The sequence below is a fragment of the Sphingomonas sp. 2R-10 genome, from assembly GCF_030062225.1.
Lineage (GTDB): Bacteria > Pseudomonadota > Alphaproteobacteria > Sphingomonadales > Sphingomonadaceae > Sphingomonas.
Map to the genome: position 1 here is coordinate 89,173 of NZ_JASCXF010000010.1, position 9,772 is coordinate 98,944.

At 64.1% G+C, this 9,772-nt stretch carries 11 protein-coding genes and 2 pseudogenes; 7 read left to right on the forward strand and 6 right to left on the reverse strand.

The features are described from left to right. The first annotated feature begins 36 nt into the window (after positions 1-36). The 6 genes and pseudogenes from QLH51_RS06690 (at position 37) to QLH51_RS06715 (ending at position 6,953) form a co-directional block, all read left to right on the forward strand. A complete protein-coding gene (locus QLH51_RS06690; protein WP_125657070.1) occupies positions 37-1,236 on the forward strand; it encodes a GTP-binding protein in 1,200 nt (399 codons plus the stop codon). Positions 1,237-1,340: 104 nt separating this feature from the next. Continuing rightward, positions 1,341-3,428, forward strand: a complete 2,088-nt coding sequence (locus tag QLH51_RS06695; RefSeq protein WP_206428964.1) for a M3 family metallopeptidase — start codon at positions 1,341-1,343, stop codon at positions 3,426-3,428. Continuing rightward, positions 3,425-5,461 (forward strand): TonB-dependent receptor, encoded by a 2,037-nt coding sequence (locus QLH51_RS06700; RefSeq protein WP_125656862.1) that lies wholly within the window; start codon positions 3,425-3,427, stop codon positions 5,459-5,461. Before QLH51_RS06695 ends, QLH51_RS06700 begins: the two co-directional genes overlap by 4 nt. Positions 5,462-5,475: 14 nt before the next feature. Then, positions 5,476-6,150 (forward strand): superoxide dismutase, encoded by a 675-nt coding sequence (locus QLH51_RS06705; RefSeq protein WP_125656859.1) that lies wholly within the window; start codon positions 5,476-5,478, stop codon positions 6,148-6,150. 270 nt (positions 6,151-6,420) lie between these two features. Further along, positions 6,421-6,568 (forward strand): annotated as a pseudogene (locus QLH51_RS06710) (IS3 family transposase); the annotation flags it as partial. Between the two features lie 214 nt (positions 6,569-6,782). Continuing rightward, entirely contained in the window at positions 6,783-6,953 is a 171-nt protein-coding gene (locus tag QLH51_RS06715; RefSeq protein ID WP_164516120.1) for a hypothetical protein, read from the forward strand. Here QLH51_RS06715 and QLH51_RS06720 read toward each other — a convergent pair whose 3' ends face one another. Further along, positions 6,954-7,544, reverse strand: a complete 591-nt coding sequence (locus QLH51_RS06720; protein WP_125656856.1) for a recombinase family protein — start codon at positions 7,542-7,544, stop codon at positions 6,954-6,956. It lies immediately after the preceding gene. Between the two features lie 52 nt (positions 7,545-7,596). Then, positions 7,597-7,932 (reverse strand): hypothetical protein, encoded by a 336-nt coding sequence (locus QLH51_RS06725; RefSeq protein ID WP_125656853.1) that lies wholly within the window; start codon positions 7,930-7,932, stop codon positions 7,597-7,599. Between the two features lie 97 nt (positions 7,933-8,029). Here QLH51_RS06725 and QLH51_RS06730 point away from each other — a divergent pair, with 97 nt between their 5' ends. After that, entirely contained in the window at positions 8,030-8,230 is a 201-nt protein-coding gene (locus tag QLH51_RS06730; protein WP_125656850.1) for a hypothetical protein, read from the forward strand. Positions 8,231-8,291: 61 nt separating this feature from the next. On the opposite strand, the gene QLH51_RS06735 is transcribed toward QLH51_RS06730, so the two are convergent. The 4 genes and pseudogenes from QLH51_RS06735 to QLH51_RS06750 form a co-directional block, all read right to left on the reverse strand. After that, entirely contained in the window at positions 8,292-8,633 is a 342-nt protein-coding gene (locus QLH51_RS06735; RefSeq protein WP_125656847.1) for a hypothetical protein, read from the reverse strand. Positions 8,634-9,062: 429 nt separating this feature from the next. Then, the gene (locus QLH51_RS06740; protein WP_125656845.1) at positions 9,063-9,386 is read right to left on the reverse strand and encodes a hypothetical protein; all 324 of its coding nucleotides are present in this window, start codon (positions 9,384-9,386) and stop codon (positions 9,063-9,065) included. Beyond that, positions 9,373-9,645, reverse strand: coding sequence for a hypothetical protein (locus QLH51_RS06745; protein WP_283514457.1), 273 nt, complete (start codon positions 9,643-9,645; stop codon positions 9,373-9,375). Before QLH51_RS06745 ends, QLH51_RS06740 begins: the two co-directional genes overlap by 14 nt. Before the next feature lie 9 nt (positions 9,646-9,654). Further along, positions 9,655-9,772: pseudogene (locus tag QLH51_RS06750) on the reverse strand (IS5/IS1182 family transposase); the annotation flags it as partial.

The following is a 9,772-nucleotide window of genomic DNA, read 5'->3' on the forward strand; positions in this document are numbered from 1 at the left end:
ATGGCAATCTCTTCCGAACCCGATCGTCGCCTACCGGTGACGGTGCTTTCCGGCTTCCTCGGCGCGGGCAAGACGACGCTTCTGAATTACATCCTCGCCAATCGCGAAGGGCGTCGCGTGGCGGTGATCGTCAACGACATGTCTGAGGTGAACATCGACGCCGACCTCGTCCGCGGCGGCGAGGCGGCGCTTTCGCGGTCGGAAGAAGCCTTGGTCGAGATGACCAATGGCTGCATCTGCTGCACGCTGCGCGACGATCTGCTGGCCGAAGTGCGCGCGCTCGCCGAGGCGGGGCGGTTCGACTATCTCGTGATCGAATCGACCGGCATCTCCGAGCCGTTGCCTGTTGCCACCACCTTCTCGTTCCGGGACGAAGACGGCGTCTCGCTCGGCGACGTCGCGCGGCTCGACACGATGGTGACGGTGGTCGACGCGCTGAACCTGCTCGCCGATTATTCCAGCCAGGACTTTCTCGCCGATCGCGGCGAAACGCTGGGTGAGGACGATACGCGAAGTCTGGTCGGCCTGCTGGTCGAGCAGATCGAGTTCGCCGATGTCGTGATCGTCAACAAGGCGTCGTCGGTGTCGGCCGAGCAACTGGCGGTGGTGAAGAAGCTGGTGGCCAGCCTCAACGCCGATGCCGTGATCGTGGCGACCGATCATTCCCGCGTCGATCTCGACCGGGTGCTCGCCACCGGGCTGTTCGACGAGGAAAAGGCGGCGCGCCACCCGCTCTGGGCCAAGGAGCTATATGGCTATGCCCATCACCAGCCCGAAACGGAGGAATATGGCATCGAAAGCTTCGTCTATCGCGCGCGCCAGCCCTTCGATCCAGCGAAGTTCCATGCCTTTCTGACCGATGGCGGCCTCGACCATGTCGTGCGCGCCAAGGGGCATTTCTGGCTGTCGACGCGGCCCGACCATGTCGGCGAGCTGGCGGTGGCGGGCAGCCAGACGACGACCGCGCGCATGGGCAAATGGTGGGCGGCGCTGCCGAAGCATCACTGGCCCGACGATGGGCGCTTTGAACAGTTCGTCGCGCGCCACTGGGATCCGATCTGGGGCGACCGGCGGCAGGAGCTGGTGTTCATCGGCATCGGCATGGACGAGCCCCGCATCCGGCGGCGGCTCGACGCATGCCTCGTTCGCGCCGCCGCCTTCACTCCGGCACTGTGGACGGACGCGCGCGATCCGTTCCCGGCTTGGGGCGAGCGTCAGCTGGAGGCCGCCGAATGAGCCTCGCGGTGCTGACGATCGATCCATTGCCCGGTTTCGCAACGGGCTGACGCGCGAACGCCGCGTTGCCGTCGATACATTCCCTTCGCTGCAAAAGGACGTTCATGCACCGTCGCACCCTGCTAGTGTCCGCCGCCATGCTGCCCCTGCTCAACACGCCGCTGCGCGCGGCGGAACCGGCCAATCCGCTGCTCGGCGACTGGACGAACGGCATTCCGCCCTATCGGTCGATCCGACCCGCGCATTACCGCCCGGCTTTCGATGCCGCCCTGAAGGCGGCGCGCGCCGATTTCCGCGCGATCGCCGTCATGCGCTCCGCCCCGACCTTCGCCAATACGATCGAGGCGATGGAGCGTTCGGGCCAGCGGCTGGCGCGGGTGTCGTCGGCGTTCTTCAACGTTTCGTCCGCCGATGCGACGCCGGAAATCCAGGCGATCGAGGAAGCGGTGGTGCCCGACCTGACCCGGTTCTCGAACGAAACCTCGCTCGATCCGGTCATGTTCGCGCGGGTCGACCGGCTCTACGAAGACCGTGCCTCGCTGGGGCTCGACGCCGAACAGCAGCGGCTGCTGGAGGAAACGCACAAGCGATACGTCCGCGCGGGTGCCGCGCTGCCGCCGGCTGCCCGCGCCCGCATCGCCGCGATCAACGAGGAACTGGCGACGCTCGGCGTCCAGTTCGGGCAGAAGCTGCTGGCCGACCAGAAGGCGAGCGGCGTGGTGCTGACCGAGGCCGAGGTCGCCGGCCTCCCCGCCGATCAGAAGTCGGCGGCGGCGACCGCGGCAAAGGCAGCGGGCAAGACCGGCTATCTGGTTCCCGCCACCCGTTCGGCGGTCGAACCGTTCCTGACGGTCGCCACCGATCGTGGCGCCCGGCAGAAGGTGTTCTCGGCGTTCGACGATCGCGGCGCCAATGCAAACGACAACAATACCGCCGCGATCATTCGCCGACTGGTGGAACTCCGCATCGAACGCGCGAAACTGATGGGCGTACGGAGCCACGCCGCCTTCGTCCTGCAGGACGCGATGGCAAAGACGCCGGAGGCGGCGACCGACCTGCTGATGCGTGTCTATCGCCCGGCGCTGACCCGCGCACGGGAAGAGGAAGCGGCGCTGCTCGCGCTCGCCCGCGCAGACGGCGTGACGCGGATCGAGCCGTGGGACTGGCGCTTTTACGCCGAGAAGGAACGCCAGCGGCGCTACAGCCTCGACGAGGCGGCGGTGAAGCAATATTTCCCCTTGGACGGCATGGTCGCCGCGCTGATGGACACGACCAGGCGGTTGTACGGCATCGAATTCGTGCCCCGCAGCGACGTGCCGGTCTATGCTGATGGCGTGAAGGTGTGGGAGGTGCGCGAAGGCAATGGCGCGCCGATCGGCCTGTTCTATGCCGACTGGTTCGCCCGCCCGACCAAGCGTCCGGGTGCCTGGATGAACTCGCTGCGCGACCAGAGCACGCTGCTCGGCCAGCAGGCGATCGTCGTCAACAACTGCAACTACACGCCGCCCGCACCCGGCGAACGCGCGCTCATCAGCCTGGACGATGCCGAGACGCTGTTCCACGAATTCGGCCATGGGCTGCACGGCCTGTTCAGCAAGGTCCGCTATCCCAGCCTGTCGGGCACGTCGGTCACCCGCGATTTCGTCGAGTTCCCGTCGCAGGTCCATGAGCATTGGGTTTCCGATCCGACGATCCTGCGCGCCCATGCCCGCAATGCCGCCGGTCAGCCGATGCCCGAACCGATGCTCCGATCGCTGCTGGAGGCACGCACCTTCAACCAGGGCTGTCTGACCGTGCAGCAACTGTCGTCGGCGATCCTCGACATGCGGCTGCACTCGCTTGGCACCTTGCCCGCGGATTTCGATGCGGTGCGCTGGGAAAAGGCGCAGCTGGCCGATCTGGGCGTGCCGCACGCGGTCGGGATGCGGCACCGCCTGCCGCACTTCAGCCATATCTTCGATGGCGGTTATTCGGCGGGCTATTACGCCTATACCTGGGCTGAAGTGCTCGATGCCGACGGCTTTGCCGCGTTCGAAGAAACGGGTGACGTCTTCGATCCGGTCCTCGCGAAGAAGCTGCGCGACGAGGTGCTGTCGCGTGGCAATTCGCGCGACCCGGCGGCGAGCTATGTCGCTTTCCGGGGGCGGATGCCCGATGCCACCGCGTTGCTGCGTAATCGAGGGCTCGCATGACGCTTCGTCGGCTCCTGGTCGGGGCGGCGCTGGCGGCCATGCCCGCTCCGGCGCTCGCCACCGAAGATCCGCCGCTTGCCGAGGGCAGCGATCCGGACGAGATCGTCGTCACGGGCGTGTTTCAGCGCGATCCCCGCGATTCCGCGTCCCCGGTGTCGGTATTGGCCGGCGCGGCGCTCGATCGATCGCTGCGACCGCAGATCGGCGAGGCGCTGGCGCGGCTGCCGGGCGTGTCGACGACCAGCTTCGGGCCCAATGCCTCGCGCCCGATCCTGCGTGGACTGGCAGGAGAGCGGGTGCGGGTGCTGACGGACGGAATCGGCGCATTCGACGTATCGAACACGTCCGCCGACCATGCCGTAGCGATCGATCCTCTGCTGTCCGAACGGATCGAGGTGCTGCGTGGCCCTTCGTCCCTGCGCTTCGGATCGTCGGCGATCGGCGGTGTCGTCAACGTGCTCGACCGCCGCATCCCGACCGCTGTCCCCGACGCGCCGGTCGCGGTCCAGGGACGCGGATCACTGGGGTCGGCCGCCAAGGAACGCGCCGCTGGTGCCAATATCGGCGTCCGCCTTTCCGACCGGATCGTAGTGGCGGGCGGCGGTAGTCTGACCGACACCGGCGACCTGGCGGTCGGCGGCCCGGTTCTCTCCGATCGCCTCCGCGCCGAAGCCCGCGCAAGCAGCGATCCCGCGATCCGCAGGCTCGCCAGCCTGTCCGGGCGGCTCGCCAATACCGCTGCCCGCACCCGGACCGCCAATTTCGGCGCTGCCTTCCTCGATACCGGCGGCGACATCGGCGTGGCGCTCACCCGGTACGAAACCGACTATGGCCTGCCGATCCGCTATGATCTGACGCCGGGGGCGGAGCAGGAAGCGGTACGGATCAATGCGGAACAATGGCGCGCCGACCTGCGCGCGTCGGTTGCGCTGCCCGGCTTCTTCGAACGCCTGTCGCTACGCGCGGGCTATGCCGATTATGTGCATTTCGAAGGCGATCCCGTCACCGGCACCACGTTCGCCAACAAGGGGATCGAGGCGCGAGCCGAACTGCGCCAGCGGCAGCACGGGTCATGGCAGGGGGTCAGCGGCGTGCAGACCTTCTTCCGCGATTTCCGCGCGGTGGGGGCCGAGGCGTTCGTGCCTCCGAACGATACCGAGCAGAACGGCGTGTTCACGCTGCAGGAGGTCGCCATCGGCCCCGTCCGCTTCGAAGGCGGCGGGCGCGTCGAATGGACTGGCATACGCTCGCAACCCGCCGGGTTCGATCGCCGTTTCACGGCGACGTCGATCGCGGGCGGGGCGTTCGCCACGGTGACGCCGGGGCTGAAGCTGGGTCTGAACCTGTCGAGTACCGCGCGCGCGCCCGCCGCCGAGGAACTGCTGGCCGATGGCGCGCATATCGGCACCCAGTCCTATGAGATCGGCGACCCGACCTTCGGCATCGAACGCGCGCGCGGGATCGAACTCGTCGCGCGCCTGTCCGGCGCTCGCTGGCGGCTCGATGCGTCGGCCTATCGCACGCGCTTTTCGGGCTATATCTATGAATTCGAAACCGGGCAGGTGATTGCCGATCTGCCGGTGTTCCGCTTCGCGCAAGGCGATGCCACCTATCGCGGGTTCGAGGTGGAGGGAGAGGCGCGCTTCGTCGATCGTCCCGGCCTGACGGTGAAGGCGGACGGGCTGGTCGATGCGGTGCAGGCGACGATCGATGGCTTCGGCCCCGCCCCGCGCATCCCTTCGCTGCGCCTGCTGGGCGGCATCGAGGGGCGGGGGCGCAGATCGGGTCTGCGCGCCGAGGTCGAACACAGCACCCGGCAGACGCGCGTGACCGGGTTCGAGACGACGACGCCTGCCTTCTCGTTCGTCAACCTCAGCGCCGACTGGACGCCGCTGCCGGACCGCGACCTGCGCCTGACGCTCAGCGCCAACAATCTGTTCGACATGGTCGCACGCCGCCATGCCAGCTTCCTCAAGGACTATGCCCCGCTCGCCGGTCGCGATGTGCGGCTGGGGTTGAGCATCCGCATCTGAACCGGAGACGATCGATGAAGCATTGGCTTGCCTGCCTCGCCCTCCTCGCCGCGCCGGCGATCGCGCAGAACCGCGCCGCGCCGTTCACGCTGGCACCGCTCCCCTATCCGGCGGAAGCGCTCGAACCGGTGATCGATGCCGAAACGCTGACCCTGCATCATGACAAGCACCATCAGGCCTATGTCGATGCGCTGAACAAGGCGCTGGCGGCCGATCCGGCGCTTGCCGGCCGCTCGCTGGAACAGTTGCTGGGGCAAGCCGGGTCGGCTCCCGCAGCGGTACGCAACAATGCGGGCGGGCATTGGAACCACGGCTTCTTCTGGAAAACGATGGCCCGTCCCGGCACCGGCGGTGAACCATCGCCCGCGCCCGCCCGCGCGATCGACGCGGCGTTCGGATCGATGGATAAGATGCAGGCCGCGTTCAAGGCGGCCGGCACGGGCCGGTTCGGCTCGGGCTGGGTGTGGCTGATCGTCGGGCCGGACGGCAGGCTGGCGATCACCTCGACGCCGAACCAGGACAACCCGCTGATGGATGTCGCGGAAATGCGCGGCACGCCGCTGCTCGGCAACGACCTGTGGGAACATGCCTATTATTTGAAGCACCGCAACCGCCGCGCCGAGTATCTGGACGCATGGTGGCAGGTGGTCGACTGGAAGGCGGTTTCCGACCGCTACGCCGCGCGATAGAACGACGGTCCGACGTGCGCCTGTTCAGGCGCGCGCCACCCAACCTAGAGCGGCTTCCGACCAGGTTGAACCGCCGTCATCGCCCTTCGGGCGCCTGCTTCGCAGCGGGGCGCTTTCGATCCGGGGCAGCGTTGTTCGTCGGTCACGATGCTGCAGCATCGCTCCCTCCTCGCGCCTTGCCCCGAACCGAAATCACCGCCGTGCCGGTGATCCAACCTGATCGGAAACCGCTCCAGCCGCGTGGCGGCATCACATAGCGCCACTTCGTGGAAACCGCCTTCACGCAACGTCCGTGCTGCCAACGGCGAACGGCAACCTGCGGTACTTGGCGACGAACGAGCTGTGGTCGATGGATTTCCTCTCGGACGCCCTGTTCGGCGGTCGGCGGTTACGGGCACTGATCATGGTCGATGCCTTCGCAGGACCAACATGTCCGGGTCGGCTCGCTCATATGCCATAACAGGGTGGTGCCGCTTACAGGATGCGTGCCGGGTTTGAGATCGACTGATGCGTGGGGTTGTTCTGAATCCCGTGGAACGTCGAGTGTCGCGTCAGCGGCTGCATTCGAGGACGATGCCGGTGAGCCTGCTATGATATGGTCAGGCGTGGTCATGTGCGGAGGCTCCGGGATCGTGATTGAGCATGAGGAACAGTGCGACGATGATGGGACGGATGAGCCGTGCCCGATCTGCCGGGGTGAAGAGCTCGACCCGGATTTCGTTGCACGGATCGAGCAGGCAGGCGCGCAGCCGGGGCGCACGATGAACTTTGACGAGGCGATCGAGTGGCTGCGAACCCTGTAGTCAGGCCGCGAGCGCCATCTGCTGCTTCACTCGATGGACGGTGCCTACACCGACCTTGAGCTTCTTCGCCGTGGCGTTGATGCTGACGCCCTTGGTGAGGGAGCGCTTGATGCGCTCGACCTTCTCCGCGTCGAGGGACGGTCGGCCCGACCGTTTCGTGGATCGCGCCAACCCGGACTTGATCCGTGAGATGATCATCTCACGCTCGAAGTCGGCGAACACCGACAGCATGCCGAACATGGCGCGTCCGCTGGGCGTGCTGGTGTCGAGTGCCTGCTGGTGGAGATAGAGGTCCACGCCCTTGGCGTTGATCTCGGTGAGGAAGGTGACGAGGTTCTGGAGGGAGCGTCCGAGCCGGTCCACGGCCCAGCTTGCCACCATGTCGATTTCACGCCGCGCCACGGCCTTCATCAATGAATCATAGCCGGGGCGCTTGTCGCGTCCCTTCGAACCGCTGATACCGTGGTCGGTGAACTCGGCGACGATTTCCCAGCCAAGCCGTTCAGCGACGGCTACGAGTTCTCGACGCTGATTCTCGGTGGTCTGCGTATCCTGCGAGACGCGGGTGTAGAGGGCAACGCGCTTGTTCATTCCACGAGCGTCTCACAGTTTTGGAATGCGTCAAGTAGTTCTTTTAGTTCACTTATTCGACGTATGGCAGACGAGATGCGCGGTATGCACCGATCAGAAACCCCATCAGCGGCAGGACGACAAGTCCCAGCAAAGCCTGACCAAAGCCTTCATTCTTCCAACGGTCAGGAAACGACAAAATGGCGAGCAGAATGAATGGACCCGTCCACTTCATAAGTGTCCGAGAGACGGCTACATCACGACCATATTTTGCTACATAGGCAATGCGCTTTGCGTGCTTTTCGTCCGCTTCGATCTGCCGCTGCGCGCGGAGTTGAGTCCGTCCCTCCCGAGCATGTATCCGCTCAAGTTCTGCCTCCCGGATAAACCGGCGTGTCTTTTCATCCATCGCTGTCCGCCGCCTTTGAACTTGATCCTTAACCGATACCGTTTATCTTAAGCGGTATCGGTTAAAGGTCAATGACGAGCGGTATCGCGAGGGGTAGATGGAAGAAAGCGATACCGCTATTCGTCGCTACGTGACCAAACCCCGCCTTTTTGATGAAGCGATCCACTTACGTGCCCATGCGGGCACAAAGGCGCGCATCGATAGGTTGCGTGGCCCGATGCGACAGGGCGATTTTATCCGCGTTTTGCTCGAAGAGGCGCTGGCGCGTCGTGAAGCCGAGGCTTCCGAGCAAAAGTAGTAGTGGTCAGCGAGGCGCATCATTTGCAAGGTAAGAACGAGCCGGAACAGGCCGCAACACGTTATACCGGCGTGAATTTTAGTTCACCCGACAGAAGAAGCGGATAATCTCTCTCCATGAAGGTTTCGGCGGCCTCGCAACCCTCATCTATCTCCCATTCAGGCAAATGCTTGGCAACTATAATCGCTGTTGATCCAAATCTCTCATCGCCATTCTCTCGGCGATAATGACGAAACTTTTCAAATGTGTGCTGGCGCTCGCCCTTATCGGTTTCAAAAACAACAAGTCGAATATAGTATCTCCCTTCGACGTATTCGTAGTCAACTTCATTGTGAATATAAAAATGGCCAATGTCCGCTCCGTTCAGCATCGAAACGGCCTCGCCAATGTAAGAAGAATTCATATGGTTTATCCTTAGATTTGATAAACCATAATTACCAAGAGAGCCCTCGCCTTCGCAATATTCATATTCTGCGTGACCAACACACATGGTTACGACAGCACGGCATGATGCCGCTCCAGCCCTGTTCCAAATCCAACTGGTTCTCGAACGGGCAAAATCGACATCGCGGATCGACGGGAAATCAGGGCTCTTCGAAGGTCAGGATCACGGAGGCTTTTGGAATGCATCTGGGCGGAAGGTTCGTCAGGCCCTCCCATTGTATCGCATGGCATTAAGACCGTGACGGTTGGGCGTCCCGCAACCCCAAACCTTGCCCGCTCAAGACGGATATCTGCCTCACTTACCGTCTTGCCCGTGGTTGCCCTACCGAGGCGTGGTATGGTCAAGGTTATCCCCGGCGCGACGCTCACTGAGCGGATGCGACGACGGTCAGGCCGACAGTCGGCACAGCATCTTATCGGTCGTGCTGATGTGCAGGTGGGGAATGATGCGACGCTTGTCGGCCTGCCAAATAGGGAGCCATGCCATGCACTCGTGATGCTCTCCCACCGTCACGATGTGGACCGGGGTGCTCGAATAGTCGCCATACCATCCGGGGAAGAACGCCGCGAAGCCGAAATCCGGGGTGGCCGCTTCCAGCAGCGCATGCCGATCATCGATCCGGCTGATGATGCATGCTACGCCGTTGAGGACGAAGCTCGGGCCACGCTCTGCCGGTCGCCAATCATCAGCCGGCGGGTCAGAAGGGCACATCGTCGTCCCACTCTGGCGGGCCGGGGTTGGCCTCGGCAGGCAGGGGCGTGCCGCTGGTCGGGAATAGCTCCAACAGGTCGTCGCGATCCATGAAGATGATGTGGCGACGAGCTTCTTGGTCGAGCGTGGTGACGATGTAATGGCGGGCCTGTTTGGTGATCTCGCCACCAGCGATGATGTAGACATGATCGACCAGCACATTCTTGTTGATGACAGGATCAAACACTGGATGGCCCAAGACCATGCGTGCTTGGTTCACTAGAGGCTGTTATGAACCATCAGCGAGTGCAGCGGCCTGTTTCATCATGAGGCAGGCGAAGGCGACGATGTGAAGTCCTGCGAGTGTTTCGGCGTAACGTTCGTAGTCTTTGACGAGGCGTCGGAAG

What these genes read in the sequence shown, in the direction of transcription:
- QLH51_RS06705 (WP_125656859.1), top strand. Translation starts at nt 5,476, where the DNA reads ATGAAGCATTGGCTTGCCTGCCTCGCCCTCCTCGCCGCGCCGGCGATC.
- QLH51_RS06730 (WP_125656850.1), top strand. Translation starts at nt 8,030, where the DNA reads ATGGAAGAAAGCGATACCGCTATTCGTCGCTACGTGACCAAACCCCGC.
- QLH51_RS06720 (WP_125656856.1), bottom strand. Translation starts at nt 7,544, where the DNA reads ATGAACAAGCGCGTTGCCCTCTACACCCGCGTCTCGCAGGATACGCAG.
- QLH51_RS06700 (WP_125656862.1), top strand. Translation starts at nt 3,425, where the DNA reads ATGACGCTTCGTCGGCTCCTGGTCGGGGCGGCGCTGGCGGCCATGCCC.
- QLH51_RS06695 (WP_206428964.1), top strand. Translation starts at nt 1,341, where the DNA reads ATGCACCGTCGCACCCTGCTAGTGTCCGCCGCCATGCTGCCCCTGCTC.
- QLH51_RS06740 (WP_125656845.1), bottom strand. Translation starts at nt 9,386, where the DNA reads ATGTGCCCTTCTGACCCGCCGGCTGATGATTGGCGACCGGCAGAGCGT.
- QLH51_RS06735 (WP_125656847.1), bottom strand. Translation starts at nt 8,633, where the DNA reads ATGAATTCTTCTTACATTGGCGAGGCCGTTTCGATGCTGAACGGAGCG.
- QLH51_RS06725 (WP_125656853.1), bottom strand. Translation starts at nt 7,932, where the DNA reads ATGGATGAAAAGACACGCCGGTTTATCCGGGAGGCAGAACTTGAGCGG.